This window comes from Stenotrophomonas sp. AG209 (assembly GCF_003550055.1).
Classification (GTDB): Bacteria; Pseudomonadota; Gammaproteobacteria; order Xanthomonadales; family Xanthomonadaceae; genus Stenotrophomonas.
Genome location: NZ_QXDB01000003.1, coordinates 123,961 through 139,022, shown reverse-complemented (window position 1 = coordinate 139,022; position 15,062 = coordinate 123,961). Strand labels below are relative to the sequence as shown.

The window sequence follows — 15,062 nt, the reverse complement described above, 5'->3', positions numbered from 1 at the left end:
GGCACGGGTTACATGCGGAACACGCCGAAGCGCGTCTGCTGCGGGGCGGCGTTGAGGCTGGCCGACAGCGCCAGGGCCAGCACCCGGCGGGTGTCGGCCGGATCGATCACGCCGTCATCCCACAGGCGCGCGCTGGCGTAGTACGGATGGCCCTGCTGTTCGAACTGCTCGCGGATCGGTGCCTTGAACGCATCCTCTTCCGCCGCCGGCCACTGGCCGCCCTTGGCTTCGATGCCATCGCGCTTGACCGTGGCCAGCACGCTGGCGGCCTGTTCGCCGCCCATCACGCCGATGCGTGCGTTCGGCCACATCCACAGGAAGTTCGGCGAGTACGCGCGGCCGCACATGCCGTAGTTGCCGGCACCGAACGAGCCACCAATCACCACGGTGAACTTCGGCACCTTGGCGCAGGCCACCGCCATCACCAGCTTGGCCCCGTCCTTGGCGATGCCGCCCTGCTCGTACTTGCGGCCGACCATGAAGCCGGTGATGTTCTGCAGGAACACCAGCGGGATGTTGCGCTGGGTGCACAGCTCGATGAAGTGCGCCCCCTTCAGTGCCGACTCGGAGAACAGGATGCCGTTGTTGGCGATGATGCCGATCGGGTAGCCGTTCAGATGCGCGAAGCCGGTCACCAGCGTTGCGCCGTAGCGCGGCTTGAACTCATCGAAGCGCGAGCCATCGACCAGGCGCGCGATGACCTCGCGCACGTCGTAGGGCTTGCGCGTGTCGGCCGGGATCACGCCATACAGCTCGTGTGCCGGCAGCAGTGGCTCCTCGCTGGCCTGCACCGCCATCGCCGGTTCCGGCTTGCGCCAGTTCAATTGCGCGATGATCGCGCGCACCCGTGCCAAGGCCTGCAGATCGTTGTCGGCCATGTGGTCGGCAACGCCGGAAATGCGCGTGTGCACATCGGCACCGCCCAGTTCCTCGGCCGTGACCACTTCACCGGTGGCCGCCTTCACCAGCGGTGGGCCGCCGAGGAAGATGGTGCCCTGCTCGCGCACGATCACGGTCTCGTCGCTCATCGCCGGCACATAGGCGCCACCGGCGGTGCAGCTGCCCATCACGCAGGCGATCTGCGGAATGCCCTGCGCCGACAGGTTGGCCTGGTTGTAGAAGATGCGGCCGAAATGGTCGCGGTCGGGGAAGACTTCGTCCTGTAGCGGCAGGAACGCGCCACCGGAATCGACCAGGTAGATGCACGGCAGGTGGTTCTGCTCGGCGATTTCCTGCGCGCGCAGGTGCTTCTTCACCGTCATCGGGTAGTAGGTGCCGCCCTTGACCGTGGCGTCGTTGGCCACGATCACGCATTCCACCCCGCTCACCCGACCGATGCCGGCCACCACGCCGGCGGCGGGCACGGCGTCTTCATACATGCCATGCGCGGCCAGCGGCGCGATTTCCAGGAAGGCGCTGCCGGGGTCGAGCAGGGCGTCGATGCGGTCACGCACCAGCAGCTTGCCGCGTGCGGTGTGCTTGGCACGCGCGGCGTCGCTGCCGCCCAGCGCGGTGCGGGCGAGGGTGGCATGCAGGTCATCGACCACGGCCTGCATGGCCGCGCGGTTGCTTTCAAACGTTTCGCTGCCCGGTTGCAGCTGGCTGTTCAGGACGGTCATCGCGGTGGCCTTACAGGGTGCGCTGGAACAGTTCGCGGCCGATCAGCATGCGGCGGATCTCCGAGGTGCCGGCGCCGATTTCATACAGCTTGGCGTCGCGCCACAAGCGGCCGGTCGGGTATTCGTTGATGTAGCCGTTGCCACCGAGGATCTGGATCGCCTGGCCGGTCAGCCAGGTGGCCTTCTCGGCGGCGTACAGGATGGCACCGGCGGCGTCCTGGCGGGTGGTGCGGCCCTGGTCGCAGGCGCGCGCGACGGCATAGACATAGGCGCGGCAGGCACCCAGGCCCACGTACATGTCGGCGATCTTGGCCTGGATCAGCTGGAAGCTGCCGATCGCTTCACCGAACTGGTGGCGCTCGTGCACATAGGGCATCACTACGTCCATGGCCGCGGCCATCAGGCCCAGCGGGCCACCGGACAGCACCACGCGCTCGTAGTCCAGGCCGGACATCAGCACGCGCACGCCACCGCCGACCTGGCCCAGCACGTTCTCTTCGGGAATCTCGCAGTCCTGGAACACCAGCTCGCAGGTGGGCGAAGAGCGCATGCCCAGTTTGTCCAGCTTCTGCGCGGTGGAGAAGCCCTTCATGCCCTTCTCGACCAGGAACGCGGTGATGCCCTTGGCACCCGCTTCCATGTCGGTCTTGGCGTAGACCACCAGCACGTCGGCGTCCGGGCCATTGGTGATCCACATCTTGTTGCCGTTGAGCACGTAGCGGTCGCCGCGCTTGTCGGCGCGCAGCTTCATCGACACCACGTCCGAACCGGCACCCGGTTCGCTCATCGCCAGCGCGCCGACCAGGCTGCCATTGCACAGGCCGGGCAGGAAGCGCTGCTTCTGTTCTTCGTTGCCGTTCTTGCGCAGCTGGTTCACGCACAGGTTGGAGTGCGCGCCATAGGACAGGCCGATGCCGCCAGAGGCACGCGAGATTTCTTCCATCGCCACCACGTGGGCCAGGTAGCCCATGCCGGTACCACCGTATTCTTCTTCTACGGTCAGGCCGAGCAGGCCCTGCTCGCCCAGCCTCGGCCACAGGGCCAGCGGGAACTGGTTGCTGGCATCGGCCTCGGCGGCCAGCGGCGCGACCTCGGCGGCGGCAAAATGGGCCACGCTCTGGCGCAGCAGGTCGATGTCTTCGCCAAGATCGAAGTTCAGGGATGGCACGTGCATTGTGGTGGCTCCACGGCGGGATGGCAGGAAATGGACGCACCCGGCGGGGGAGCGGGCGGCGGTGTACAGGACCGCCACCCGCACGGGCGATGGCCCCAGCGTAGCGGGGTTCGGGCAAGAAGTGAATACGAATTCAAAAATTGAAACTAGAATCAGAACATGGCCTATAAACGCTCTGCATTGATGGAAGAACGCCTGGCGGGCGCCCGTGAACGGATCCTGCTGGCCACCCGCGAGCTGGTCGCCACCGGCGGCTGGCGCAACGCCCCGGTGACCGCCGTGGCGACCCAGGCGGGGGTGTCCACCGGCCTGATCTATCGCCATTTCCCGTCCAAGGCCGAGCTGTTCGTGGAGGTGCTCAACGCCGCGGTGGCCCACGAGGTCGCGATCATGGAGCGCATCGCCAGTGGTCCGGAGGTGGCCAGCGAGCGCCTGCGGCTGGCGATTACCGCCTTCGTCCGCCGCGCCCTGGCCGGGCCGGGGCTGGCGCACGCTTTCATCGTTGAACCGGTCGATCCGGATGTGGAAGCCGAGCGCATGCGCGGTCGTCGCGCGTTCGGCGACGTGTTCCTGCGGCTGGTGGAGGAGGGCGTGGCGGCCGGTGAGCTGCCGGCGCAGGACGCGCATGTGGCCGCCGCCTGCCTGGTCGGCGCCTTCACCGAAGCGATGGTCGGCCCGACCGCACCCAGCCGCGAAGCGCACCGCGACGAAGACGCGCTGGTGGATGCGATCTGCAGCTTCTGCCTGCGCGCGATCGGTGCCCCGGTGATTCGGTAGCGCCGACCGCTGGCCGGCTTCTGTTGCCGGGGTCAGATCCCCCGGCATGCTGCGCCGCACCAGCAGTGACGCCTGTTGTCGCACGCAAAGCGCGTTCTATACTCGGTCCATCACGCAGTCGCTCAGCCGTGGTCCAACGACTATCAGCCAGGGGTAACGAAGAGTGCGGAATTACGATCTGGAGTTCCTGAAACGCTTCTCCATGGTGATCGCGCTGCTGGCGACCATCACCCTCGGCCTCATCCTCCTTGCCGCCTACATCCACACCCGGATTCCGCCCGAGGTGTCGCCGACCGCGGCCAAACGCACCGAACAGCGCATCTCGCCCACCGGCGCGGTCTATGCCGGCAGCACCGGCGCCGCCGCGCAGGCCGCCGCCAAGGCTGCCGCGCTGGCCAAGGCCGCGTCGCAGGTGGCTTACGGCGGCACCAAGGATGGCAAGGTGATCTTCGACAACCTGTGCACCGCCTGCCACACCAATGGCGTGGGCATGGCGCCGACGCTGGACCATTCGCACTGGGACAAGCGCATCGCGCAGGGCAAGGACACCCTCTACAAGCACGCCATCGAGGGCTATACCGGCCCCGACGGCGGCATCATGCCGCCCAAGGGCGGCAACCCGGCCCTGACCGAAGAACAGATCCACGCCACCGTGGACTGGATGCTGGGCAACCTGAAATAACCGGTGGTGCCGGTCGCTGGCCGGCAACCGCGCATCGCACGAAGGTCTTGGGGCTGCCGGCCACCGGCCGGCACGACCCCGGCTTTGCCCGCCGAGGCCTGATCGCCCCTATGCCCCCGCTGCGCAGGCGGGGTTTCGCATTTCAGGGTTAGTCTGTGCGCCCTCTTCCAAGGAATCGTCCGTCGATGCGCCGCCGCTCCCTCGCCCTTGCCCTGTCCCTGCTGCTGCCGGCCGGCGCCTTCGCCCAGGCCCTGCCACAGGCCGCACCGGCCGCGACCACCCCTGCCGCGGGTAGCAGCGCCACCGTGGTGCTGACCGCCGCGCCGGCCGACTGGCGCGCGCTGGATGGCCAGCGCGTGCGCATCGCCGCACCGCTGACCCTGGCCGGTACCGATGGCCTGGAACGCTTCGGCCAGCTCACCGTGGCCTTCGATGGCCGCCTCTGGCAGCCGACCGAAGTGGCCGCGCCGGGTACTGCCGGCTACGAGCAGGTGATGGCCGACAACCAGCGTCGCCGCCTGGTGCTTGACGATGGCAGCGATGCCCGCGACCCGGCCAGCGTGGCCTACCTGCCGGGCAACCCGGTGCTGCGCACCGGCATGCAGCTGCGCAACGTGGAGGGCATCGTGCGCGTGGACGCGCAGGGCCACCCGCGCCTGCAGGTCGAGGGGGCGCTGAAACTGCCGGAACTCAAGCGCCCGGCGGTGCCGACGGTACCGGGCAGCCTGCACGTGGCGGCCTTCAACCTGGAGAACTTCTTCAACGGTGATGGCCAGGGCGGTGGCTTCCCGACCCTGCGCGGTGCGCGCACGCTGGACGAGCACAAAGCGCAGGTGGTCAAGCTGGTCACCACGGTCAATGCGTTGGGCGCCGATGTCGCCGCACTGATGGAGCTGGAGAACGATGGCTACGGCCCGCAGTCGGCCATCGCCGAACTGGTCGATGCGCTCAACCGAGACCGCGGCGCGCAGGGTGACTGGCGCTTCGTCGACGCGGGCACCGGCCCCGGCGACAACCCGATCCGGGTCGGCATCATCTACCGCAGCACGCGCCTGCAGCCGGTCGGCAAGCCGGCCACGCTGACCGGCGGCCCGTTCGTCGAGCACAGCCGCGTACCGCTGGCGCAGGCCTTCCAGGGCAAGCACGGCGCGCCGTTCGTGGTGGTTGCCAACCACTTCAAGTCGAAGGGCTGCCGTGACGCGGCCGGTGCCGACGCCGACCGCAACGACAACCAGGGCTGCTGGAACGCCACCCGGGTGACTTCGGCGCAGCAGCTGCACGCCTGGCTGCAGACCGATCCGACCGGTACCGGCGCCAAGGACGCGGTGCTGCTGGGTGACTTCAACGCCTACGCGATGGAAGACCCGATCCGCACCCTGCATGACCTGGGCTGGCAGGACGCGTTCAAGGTCGCCAAGGTCGAGCACCCCTACAGCTATGTCTACAACGGCTACACCGGCCGCCTCGACCACGCGCTGCTGAACCCGGGCATGGCCAAGCGCCTGCGCGGCGCCGCCGAATGGCACAGCAATGCCGACGAACAGGACGCCAGCGGCTACCAGGGCCGCAACGTGCAGGGCCCGTGGCGCAGCTCCGACCACGACCCGCTGCTGCTGGGTTTTGACAGATAAGGTTCGCCGAGGATCTGCTCTGGTAGCGACCTTGATCGGCACGGATGCTGCCGTTGCTTTTGATCTACCAGTCCGCCTTCAAGCGAGCCGAGCATCGCAGGTGAATCAGGGGCGAAGAGGCGCCGATGTCTGAGCGCAGCGAGTTCGGCGCCGTCCCCTGATTCACCGAGAAGCGCAGGGTACCGGTGCACAGCACCGGCTCGCGGCTGGCGGCGCGTTTCTTTTGGTTACTTTTCTTTTCGCGCGAAAAGAAAAGTGACATCCCACCGCGGGCGCGGAAATGGTCCGCCGCAACCAGCGCTCACCCCCAGGCGATCAACCCGATCGCCAGCACCGCCAGCGCCAGTCCGGCGCGGTTCCACTTCGTGGTGGCCTCGCCGAAGGCGAACACGCCCACCAGCGCGCCCAGCACCACCACGCCGATGTTCATGCCGGCGAACACGGTGGCCGGGCTCTCCGGCATCGCCTGGTGCGCGTGCACATAGAAAAGAATGTTGCCGCCGTTGAGCAGGCCCAGCAGCGCGCCCGCGCCCAGGTTGCGCCAGGCCAACCGGCTGCGGCCACTGGCGTGCCGCCACAGCTGCAATGCCAGCATCAGCACGAAGGCGACGCTGAAGCTGGCCAGCACCGCCGCCATCGAGGGCGTGCCGGACAGCGCGACCTGCTTGAGCAGCACGTCCACCACCGCGAACCCGGCCCATACGCCCAGCAACCATCCCCAGCCACCGGGCGAAGACGCCACCGCCGGGCCGCGTGGACGCAGGCTGATTGCCACCATCGCCAGCAGGCCCAGGCCGAGCCCGGCCAGCTTCCATGGCGTGGCGGTCTGGCCGAAGAACAGGAACGCGGCGGCCAATGACAGCAGCAGCGACAAGCGCTGTGCCACGTCGCTGCGGACGATGCCGGCCACCGCCACCGCGCGGCCCAGCACCAGGAAGATTGATGGCAGCACCACCGCCAGTGCCAGCAGCGACAGCCACGGGGCATGCGGCGCGCGCAGCGCATCTAGCGGCGGCTGCAGCACCACGGCGGTGAGCGTTGCCGCCACCAGATAGTTCCAGGTGACCATCTGCGCAACATCCAGCTGGCGGCGTCCAGCGACCTTCAACAACACCGAAACCAGCACGCTGCAGATCACGGCCAAGGACAGGTAGAGCATGGGGCGGGCACAGGGCAGGGGCGGGGGACGGTATCATGGTGCCATGCACAAGCCCTCGTTCCCCGTCGCCCCCGGCGAAACCGCCTGCCTTGAACTGGACGGCCCGGCCGGCCCGCTGGAAGTGGTCGTCGACCTGCCCAAGGCCGATGTGCCGGTGCAGCCGATCGTGGCCATCGTCTGCCATCCGTTGTCCACCGAGGGTGGCACCCTGCACAACAAGGTGGTCACCATGACCGCCACCACCCTGCGCGAGCTGGGCATCACCACGGTGCGCTTCAACTTCCGCAGCGTTGGCGGTTCGGCCGGCACCTTCGATGGCGGCGTGGGCGAGCAGGATGACCTGAAGGCCGTCGCCGCCTGGGTGCAGAGCCAACGCCCCGACGACCGCCTGTGGCTGGCCGGTTTCAGCTTCGGCGCGTTCGTTTCGTTGAAGGCGGCTGCCGCGCTGCAGCCGGAAGCGCTGATCTCGATCGCGCCGCCGGCCGGTCGCTGGGATTTCGATGGCATCGCGCCGCCGGCCCGCTGGCTGGTGATCCAGGGCGAGCAGGACGAGATCGTCGACCCGCAGGCCGTCTACCAGTGGCTTGACACGCTGGACGTCCCGCATGAGCTGGTGCGCATGCCCGAGACCAGCCACTTCTTCCACCGCAAGCTGATCGACCTGCGTGGCGCGCTGACCCACGGCGTCAAGCACTGGCTGGGCGCGGCGGCATGAGTGCAACCGAGCTGACCCCGTCGCAGCGGTACGCTGAAGGGGTTGCCCGTGGCGACTGGCAGAACGACCCGGCCCAGCACGCGGCGCTGGCCGAGCTGGACCGGATCCATCTGGGCCTGCTGGACAGCGCCGAGGACGGCTGGCTGGACCGCCTGTCCTCGTTCTGGAAGAAGCCCGAGCCGGTGAAGGGCCTGTACTTCTGGGGTGGCGTCGGCCGTGGCAAGACCTTCCTGGTCGACCTGTTCTACGACGGCCTGCCGATCAAGCAGAAGTACCGCACGCATTTCCACCGCTTCATGCGCAGCGTCCACGAGCGCCTGCGCGAGCACCAGGGGCAGAGCGACCCGCTGGCGAAGATCGCCCAGGAGTGGCGCAGCAACCTGCGCGTGCTGGTGCTGGACGAGTTCTTCGTCACCGACATCGGCGATGCGATGCTGCTGGCACGGCTGCTCGAACGTCTGTTCGCTGAAGGCGTGACCCTGGTCACCACCTCCAACACCGCGGTGGAGAACCTGTACCTCAACGGCCTGCAGCGCGAGAGCTTCCTGCCGGCCATCGGCCTGCTGCAGCGCTTCTGCGTCGAGCTGTACGCCGAGGGCACCGAGGATTACCGGATGCGCGCGCTGACCCGCTCGCCGGTGTACCGCGCACCGCTGGCGGCCGACAGCGATGAGTGGCTGGCCACGCGCTGGAACGAACTGAGCGGCGGCCAGCCGGCCAAGCCCGGCAACATCGAGATCGAGGGCCGCAAGATCCCGGTGCGCGGCCGTGGCAAGAGCATTGCCTGGTTCGATTTCGCCGCGTTGTGCGAAGGCCCGCGTGGCCCGTCGGATTACATCGAGATCGCGCACGAGTTCAACACCGTGCTGATGGGCGGTATCCCTGCGTTCGATCGCCTGAACGAAGATGCCGCGCGCCGCTTCGTCAACCTGATCGACGAACTGTACGACCGCCACGTCAACCTGGTCTGCACCGCCAGTACCTCCCCGATCGAGCTGTACACCGGCACCCGCCTGCAGGGCGCGTTCGAGCGCACCGCCTCGCGCCTGATCGAGATGCAGAGCGCCGAATACCTGGGTACCCCGCACCGGGCGTGAGGGTGGTTTCCAGGTGAATGCGTTGCCGGCCAGCGGCCGGCACTACCAGGGCAGGCGTCTACGGTGTCGGCGCCACGGTGTTGCCACGCGGCCGCTCATCCGGCCCGGCCGATACATGCAGGCCAGAGCCGTTGCCGTGTTCCACCCGTATGCTCTCGCCGCGCTCCAGCAGCCGCAATGGCTGGCCCCGGTAGCGCACTTCCAGCGCGTCGTGGGCCGCTGCCAATGACTGCACCAGCGGGCACAGCGCCATCGCCTTGGCTTCCAGCTGCTGGCTGCGCGCTTCCATGCGGCGGTCGACTTCGGCATCGAGGCGGTCGGCACGGCGTTCCATGGCGCCGGCGCGGCCGGTGAACACCTGCCACAGCACGCTGCGGGTCATTGACGCCGCCATCGTCTCGGCCATCTGGTCGATATGCGCGTCGAAGCCATCGCCGAAGTTCTCCTGTTCCCAGTAGCCTCGGCCCAGGCTGGCGTCGATCCAGGTCTGCATCTCGCCGCGCATCGCACGCATTTGGCGGTTGCGGGACTTGCCGGTGATGGCCTCGAAGGCGGCGTCCAGCGCATCGAAGGTGACCCCGGAGACTTCATGGGCCAGTGCGGTGACCGCTGGCATCAGCTGGCGCGCACCGGCCTCCATCTGCCGCAGGCGTGCGGCGTCGGCGGCACTGACCGTCACCATCGCGCCGTCCAGGCTCAGCTCGCCGTCGTGGAACACCACTTCATGCGGAGCCTGTGGACCATGCCGCAGCCAGATGCCGCCGCTGTCCACCAGCACGTCGTAGTCGGTATGGATGCCGCACTGGTCCGAACGCAGGTCCGGCCCCTCGGCGGCCAGCGCCGGGGCAATGAACAGGGCAGGCAGCAGGGCCAGCGCGGGCAACCGCAGGTGCATCGGAGCATCCTTTTCCGGGAGCGAGCGGCCAGCATCCGCCGCCAGCGCGCGGGCGTCACCGGCCGGAAGTCACCCGTCCACCGGATTCCCACCGGCTGCCCACCACCTATCCACAGGGTTGTCCCTAGCCAGTTTCATCACTGTCATGTGAAGCTGTCATTGTTCCGTTTCCGCGGTGCGTTGTACCACCGCAATGACGCTTTCGGGCTTGACTGCGCAGCCCGTTCCGGCAGGTCTGAAGCGTCTGATCCGGGCGCCGATGGCACGATCCTTGCGGCGCAAGGGATTGCCGAATTTCACTACATTTGGCGTTGACGGACCCCATTACCCCCACTATCTTGTGGCCGTCGGTCGCAGCAACCCCAATTCCAGGGGGTGCCCGGGGTACCCATCCGCGATCGTCAACGGCAGTGGCAGGCGCAGGGTCTCATCCCCTGCGACGCCGTCCTGCCATCCTGGGCTGTCATGTCCCGGGCTGCGTCACCCGATGCATCGAGCACCCCCAATCACGCCAAGAGGACACACGCCGTGAGCACCGAATCCAGCGCCACCATCGAGAAGGAAAGCGAATTCCTGTTGACGTCGCCGCCGACGGCCAACGCGATGAGTGTGACCAAGCGCAATGGGACCACCGAGCTGGTGGACCTGAACAAGATCGTGCGTGCGGTGCAGCGTTCCTCCGAAGGCCTGCACGCCGTCGATCCGATGCGCGTGGCCACCCGTACCATTTCCGGCCTGTACAACGGTGCCACCACCCGCGAGCTGGACGAACTGTCCATCCGCACCGCCGCCCTGCTGATCGGTGAAGAGCCCGAGTACGGCCGCCTGGCTGCGCGCCTGCTGGCCAACTACATCGCCAAGGAAGTCTCGGGCCAGGAAATCTACGCCTTCTCGCAGTCGGTCAGCCGTGGCCATGAAGTCGGCCTGATCAACGACCGCCTGCTGAACTTCGTGCAGACCAATGCACGCAAGCTCAACGACGCCATCGACGGCGCGCTGGACCTGAACTTCGATTACTTCGGCCTGCGCACCCTGTACGACCGTTACCTGCTGCGCCACCCGCACACCCGCAAGGTGATCGAGACCCCGCAGCAGTTCTTCCTGCGCATCGCCAGCGCGCTGAGCGAGGACGTGTCCGAGACCCTGGCGCTGTACAAGCGCATGGGCAACCTGGACTACCTGCCGTCCAGCCCGACCCTGTTCAATTCCGGCACCACCCACGAGCAGCTGTCCTCGTGCTTCCTGCTGGACTCGCCGCAGGACTCGCTGGAGTCGATCTATTCCAAGTACGGCGACATTGCCCAGCTGTCGAAGTTCTCCGGCGGCATCGGCGTCAGCTACACCCGCGTGCGTTCGCGTGGTTCGCTGATCAAGTCGACCAACGGCCACTCCAACGGCATCGTGCCGTGGCTGAAGACCATGGATTCGTCGGTGGCCGCGGTGAACCAGGGCGGCAAGCGCAAGGGCGCGGCCTGTGTGTACCTGGAAACCTGGCACGCCGACATCGAGGACTTCCTCGAACTGCGCGACAACACCGGTGACGAAGCCCGCCGTGCGCACAACCTGAACCTGGCCAACTGGGTGCCGGACCTGTTCATGAAGCGCGTCGAGGCCGACCAGGAATGGTCGCTGTTCGATCCGCGCGTCGTGCCGGAGTTCACCGACCTGTTCGGCGAAGCCTTCGAGCAGGCCTACCTGCAGGCCGAAGCCCAGGGCAAGGCCAACCGCACCATCTCCGCGCGCAAGCTGTATGCCCGCATGATGCGTACGCTGGCCGAGACCGGCAACGGCTGGATGACCTTCAAGGACAAGTGCAACCGCGCCAGCAACCAGACCCTGCGCGCCGGCAACGTGATCCACCTGTCGAACCTGTGCACGGAAATCCTGGAAGTCACGTCCAACGATGAAACCGCGGTGTGCAACCTGGGTTCGATCAACCTGGGCAACCACTTCGACGAGCACAACGAGTTCGACTTCGAGAAGCTGGCCGAGACCGTGCGCCTGGCCGTGCGCCAGCTCGACCGCGTCATCGACCTGAACTTCTACCCGATCGAAACCGCCCGCCGTGCCAACCTGCGCTGGCGTCCGGTCGGCCTGGGCTGCATGGGCCTGCAGGACGTGTTCTTCCGCAAGCGCCTGCCGTTCGACAGCGCCGAAGCCCGCGCCCTGTCGAAGAAGATCGCCGAAGCGATCTACTTCCACGCGCTGGAAACCTCCTGCGAGCTGGCCCAGGAACGTGGCAAGCACCCGTCGTTCAACGACACCCGCGCCGCCGGTGGCGAACTGCAGTTCGACGCCTGGAACGTGGTGCCGGAAGACGCCGAGCGCTGGGATGCCCTGCGTGCCCGCATCAAGGAACACGGCCTGCGCAACTCGCTGATGATCGCGATTGCCCCGACCGCGACCATCGCTTCGATCGCCGGCTGCTACGAGTGCGTCGAGCCGCAGGTGTCCAACCTGTTCAAGCGCGAGACCCTGTCCGGTGACTTCCTGCAGGTCAACCGCTACCTGGTCAACGAGCTGAAGAAGCTGGGCCTGTGGACGCCGGAAATGCGCGATGCCATCAAGCTGGCCGAAGGCTCCATCGCCGGCGTGGCACAGATTCCGGAAACGCTGCGCGAGGTCTACCGCACTGCGTGGGAACTGCCGATGCGTTCGCTGATCGACATGGCCGCCGAGCGTGGCGCCTTCATCGACCAGTCGGCCTCGCTCAACCTGTTCATGGAAAGCCCGAACATCGGTGCGATGTCCTCCATGTACATGTACGCCTGGAAGCAGGGCATCAAGACCACCTACTACCTGCGTTCGCGCCCGGCCACCAAGATCGCCAAGACCACGGTCAGCGCTGCGGCCCCGGCCAAGGTGTTCAGCCCGGACGAAGCCATCGCCTGCTCGCTGGAAAATCCGGAAGCCTGTGAGGCCTGCCAGTAAGAGCGGCACCGCCGCGCGGTAGTGCCGGCCGCTGGCCGGCAACCCCGGCCAACGATCATCACCCACGGTAGCGCCGGGCCATGCCCGGCGTCTCACCCAGGAATTCAAGGAAACACCCATGGCCGACAAGCCCAAGCAGATGCTGCTCGATCCCGGTTTTGAACTGACCCTGCGCCCGATGCGCTACCCGCAGTTCTATGACATGTACCGGAATGCGATCAAGAACACCTGGACGGTGGAAGAGATCAACTTCCAGATCGACATCACCGACCTGCACAGCAAGATGTCGCCGGGTGAGCGCCACCTGATTCACCGCCTGGTCGCGTTCTTCGCCACCGGCGACTCGATCGTGTCCAACAACCTGGTGCTGAACCTGTACCAGCACTTGAACGCGCCGGAAGCGCGCATGTACCTGTCGCGCCAGCTGTATGAAGAAGCGCTGCACGTGCAGTTCTACCTGACTTTGCTCGACAACTACCTGCCGGATCCGGAAGAGCGCGTCAAAGCGTTCGCCGCGGTGGAGAACATCGACTCGATCAAGAAGAAGGCCGATTTCTGCTTCAAGTGGATCGACTCGATCCAGGACCTGAAGCGCATCGAGACCCGCGCCGAGCGTCGCCAGTTCCTGCTCAACCAGATCTGCTTCGCTGCATGCATCGAAGGCCTGTTCTTCTTCGCCGCCTTCGCCTACGTGTACTACTTCCGTTCGCGCGGCCTGCTGCCGGGCCTGGCTTCGGGCACCAACTGGGTGTTCCGCGACGAGAGCGCGCACATGGAGTTCGCGTTCGAGTCGGTGCGCGTGGTGCGTGAGGAAGAGCCGGACCTGTTCGACGACGAGATGAAGCAGCAGGTCTACGACATGCTGGCCGAAGCCATTGAATGCGAAGTGCAGTTCGCCGAGGACGTGCTGTCCGGCGGCGTGGCCGGCATCTCGACCCGCGACATGCGCCAGTACCTGCAGCACTGCGCCGACCAGCATTTCGCCAAGCTGGGCATGGAAAAGAAGTACAACGTGCGCAACCCGCTGCCGTTCATGGAACTGCAGGACGTGCAGGAGCTGACCAACTTCTTCGAACGCCGCGTCTCGGCCTACCAGGTCGGCGTGCAGGGCGAAGTCGCCTTCGACATGAACTTCTGATCGAACCGGTCAGCTCTGTCGCAACGAACAACCCCGGCCAACGCCGGGGTTTTTCGTTTCTGTAGCGTCGAGCCATGCTCGACTCTACAAAGTGTCAGCGCCGCCCTTCCACCGCCATGCGCACCGCCAGCCCGGCCAGTACCGTGCCCATCAGCCAGCGCTGCACCACCTGCCAGGTCGGGCGCGCGGCCAGGAAGCCGGCGATGCTGCCAGCGGTCAGCGCGATGATGCCGTTCACGGTCACACTCACCGCGATCTGGGTGGAACCCAGTACGATCGACTGCATCAGCACGCTGCCTTCGCCGTCCGGATGCAGGAACTGCGGCAGCAGTGACAGGTACATCACCGCCACTTTCGGGTTCAGCAGATTGGTCAGGAAGCCCATCGTGAACAGTTTGCGCGGGCTGTCCTGCGGCAGGTCACGCACCGCGAACGGCGAACGGCCGCCGGGCTTCAGTGCCTGCCAGGCCAGGTACAGCAGGTACAGCGCGCCACCGATGCGCAGCGCGTCGTAGGCAAACGGTACGGTCATCAGCAGGGCGGTGATGCCCAGCGCCGCACACAGCATGTAGAACACGAAGCCCAGCGCCACCCCGCCCAGCGAGATCAGCCCCGCGACCGGCCCTTGGCAGATCGAGCGCGAGATGACGTAGATCATGTTCGGCCCGGGCGTGAGCACCATCGCCAGCGAAACCAGCGCAAAGGCCAGAAGGTCGGAAGGTGCGGGCATGGGCGGTCCAGGCTGTGGGCGTGGCGCAGTGTAGCGCCGCCTGCACGGGGCCTGGCTTAAAATTGCCGGACCCCACACCGAAGCACCCCCATGACCCCGATCCCCGAGACCGTGCCGCCCACCGAAGTGCGCATGGCCGAAATCGTCTTCCCCAACCACACCAACCACCTGGGCACCCTGTTCGGTGGCCAGGCGCTGGCATGGATGGACAAGGCCGCCTTCCTGGCCGCCGCCCGCTATTCGCGCCGCACCGTGGTGACCGCGCGCAGCGACCAGGTCGACTTCAAGCTGCCGATCCGCATCGGCCAGATGGTGGAAACCATCGGCCGCATCGTCGAAGTCGGCCGCAGCTCGATGAAGGTCGAGGTCGAACTGGTCGCCGAAGACCTGCACAGCGGCGAGCGCAAGCTGTGCACCCGCGGCCACTTCGTGATGATCGCGCTGGACGAGGAAGGCCACCCGATCGCGGTGCCGCCGCTGCCGGCGGCCTGAGCCCGTCGGCTGAACCGGCGCT

At 66.9% G+C, this 15,062-nt stretch carries 13 protein-coding genes; 8 read left to right on the top strand and 5 right to left on the bottom strand.

What is annotated here, in order from left to right; genetic code table 11:
* Positions 1-8 precede the first annotated feature (8 nt).
* Together DFO63_RS15750 and DFO63_RS15745 are read right to left on the bottom strand one after the other, a co-directional pair.
* A complete protein-coding gene (locus tag DFO63_RS15750; protein ID WP_119007325.1) occupies positions 9-1,619 on the bottom strand; it encodes a carboxyl transferase domain-containing protein in 1,611 nt (536 codons plus the stop codon).
* A gap of 10 nt (positions 1,620-1,629) precedes the next feature.
* Positions 1,630-2,793 carry an isovaleryl-CoA dehydrogenase gene (locus DFO63_RS15745; RefSeq protein ID WP_119007324.1) on the bottom strand — a complete coding sequence of 388 codons (1,164 nt, stop codon included), beginning with the start codon at positions 2,791-2,793 and terminating at the stop codon, positions 1,630-1,632.
* Between the two features lie 159 nt (positions 2,794-2,952).
* Between DFO63_RS15745 and DFO63_RS15740 the strand changes: the two genes are divergently transcribed.
* From DFO63_RS15740 to DFO63_RS15730, 3 genes are all read left to right on the top strand, one after another.
* Positions 2,953-3,570, top strand: a complete 618-nt coding sequence (locus DFO63_RS15740) for a TetR/AcrR family transcriptional regulator (protein WP_014645572.1) — start codon at positions 2,953-2,955, stop codon at positions 3,568-3,570.
* Positions 3,571-3,733: 163 nt separating this feature from the next.
* Positions 3,734-4,252 (top strand): c-type cytochrome, encoded by a 519-nt coding sequence (locus DFO63_RS15735; RefSeq protein WP_014035592.1) that lies wholly within the window; start codon positions 3,734-3,736, stop codon positions 4,250-4,252.
* A gap of 185 nt (positions 4,253-4,437) precedes the next feature.
* Complete coding sequence (locus DFO63_RS15730; protein ID WP_101764722.1) at positions 4,438-5,883, top strand: ExeM/NucH family extracellular endonuclease; 1,446 nt, start codon at positions 4,438-4,440, stop codon at positions 5,881-5,883.
* Positions 5,884-6,184: 301 nt separating this feature from the next.
* Here the strand turns inward: DFO63_RS15730 and DFO63_RS15725 are convergent, their stop codons facing one another.
* Entirely contained in the window at positions 6,185-7,042 is an 858-nt protein-coding gene (locus tag DFO63_RS15725; protein ID WP_101764723.1) for an EamA family transporter, read from the bottom strand.
* A gap of 43 nt (positions 7,043-7,085) precedes the next feature.
* Between DFO63_RS15725 and DFO63_RS15720 the strand changes: the two genes are divergently transcribed.
* Both DFO63_RS15720 and zapE read left to right on the top strand, forming a co-directional pair.
* Complete coding sequence (locus tag DFO63_RS15720) at positions 7,086-7,757, top strand: CocE/NonD family hydrolase (protein ID WP_101764724.1); 672 nt, start codon at positions 7,086-7,088, stop codon at positions 7,755-7,757.
* A complete protein-coding gene (gene zapE, locus DFO63_RS15715; protein ID WP_119007323.1) occupies positions 7,754-8,854 on the top strand; it encodes a cell division protein ZapE in 1,101 nt (366 codons plus the stop codon). The genes DFO63_RS15720 and zapE overlap by 4 nt, the downstream gene beginning before the upstream one ends.
* Positions 8,855-8,912: 58 nt before the next feature.
* Here zapE and DFO63_RS15710 read toward each other — a convergent pair whose 3' ends face one another.
* Positions 8,913-9,749, bottom strand: coding sequence for a DUF2884 family protein (locus tag DFO63_RS15710; RefSeq protein ID WP_119007322.1), 837 nt, complete (start codon positions 9,747-9,749; stop codon positions 8,913-8,915).
* A 528-nt stretch (positions 9,750-10,277) separates the two neighbouring features.
* On the opposite strand from DFO63_RS15710, the gene DFO63_RS15705 reads away from it, so the two are divergent.
* Positions 10,278-12,680 carry a ribonucleoside-diphosphate reductase subunit alpha gene (locus DFO63_RS15705; protein ID WP_075675636.1) on the top strand — a complete coding sequence of 801 codons (2,403 nt, stop codon included), beginning with the start codon at positions 10,278-10,280 and terminating at the stop codon, positions 12,678-12,680.
* 118 nt (positions 12,681-12,798) lie between these two features.
* Positions 12,799-13,818: a ribonucleotide-diphosphate reductase subunit beta gene (locus DFO63_RS15700; protein WP_008264781.1), complete on the top strand. Its 1,020-nt coding sequence runs from the start codon at positions 12,799-12,801 to the stop codon at positions 13,816-13,818.
* A 94-nt stretch (positions 13,819-13,912) separates the two neighbouring features.
* Here the strand turns inward: DFO63_RS15700 and DFO63_RS15695 are convergent, their stop codons facing one another.
* Entirely contained in the window at positions 13,913-14,548 is a 636-nt protein-coding gene (locus DFO63_RS15695; protein WP_119007321.1) for a LysE family translocator, read from the bottom strand.
* Between the two features lie 90 nt (positions 14,549-14,638).
* Here DFO63_RS15695 and DFO63_RS15690 point away from each other — a divergent pair, with 90 nt between their 5' ends.
* Positions 14,639-15,040 (top strand): acyl-CoA thioesterase, encoded by a 402-nt coding sequence (locus tag DFO63_RS15690; RefSeq protein WP_004153688.1) that lies wholly within the window; start codon positions 14,639-14,641, stop codon positions 15,038-15,040.
* Positions 15,041-15,062: the final 22 nt, after the last annotated feature.

What these genes read in the sequence shown, in the direction of transcription:
- DFO63_RS15690 (WP_004153688.1), top strand. Translation starts at nt 14,639, where the DNA reads ATGACCCCGATCCCCGAGACCGTGCCGCCCACCGAAGTGCGCATGGCC.
- DFO63_RS15720 (WP_101764724.1), top strand. Translation starts at nt 7,086, where the DNA reads ATGCACAAGCCCTCGTTCCCCGTCGCCCCCGGCGAAACCGCCTGCCTT.
- DFO63_RS15695 (WP_119007321.1), bottom strand. Translation starts at nt 14,548, where the DNA reads ATGCCCGCACCTTCCGACCTTCTGGCCTTTGCGCTGGTTTCGCTGGCG.
- DFO63_RS15700 (WP_008264781.1), top strand. Translation starts at nt 12,799, where the DNA reads ATGGCCGACAAGCCCAAGCAGATGCTGCTCGATCCCGGTTTTGAACTG.
- DFO63_RS15710 (WP_119007322.1), bottom strand. Translation starts at nt 9,749, where the DNA reads ATGCACCTGCGGTTGCCCGCGCTGGCCCTGCTGCCTGCCCTGTTCATT.
- DFO63_RS15750 (WP_119007325.1), bottom strand. Translation starts at nt 1,619, where the DNA reads ATGACCGTCCTGAACAGCCAGCTGCAACCGGGCAGCGAAACGTTTGAA.
- DFO63_RS15725 (WP_101764723.1), bottom strand. Translation starts at nt 7,042, where the DNA reads ATGCTCTACCTGTCCTTGGCCGTGATCTGCAGCGTGCTGGTTTCGGTG.
- DFO63_RS15730 (WP_101764722.1), top strand. Translation starts at nt 4,438, where the DNA reads ATGCGCCGCCGCTCCCTCGCCCTTGCCCTGTCCCTGCTGCTGCCGGCC.
- DFO63_RS15740 (WP_014645572.1), top strand. Translation starts at nt 2,953, where the DNA reads ATGGCCTATAAACGCTCTGCATTGATGGAAGAACGCCTGGCGGGCGCC.
- DFO63_RS15745 (WP_119007324.1), bottom strand. Translation starts at nt 2,793, where the DNA reads ATGCACGTGCCATCCCTGAACTTCGATCTTGGCGAAGACATCGACCTG.
- zapE (WP_119007323.1), top strand. Translation starts at nt 7,754, where the DNA reads ATGAGTGCAACCGAGCTGACCCCGTCGCAGCGGTACGCTGAAGGGGTT.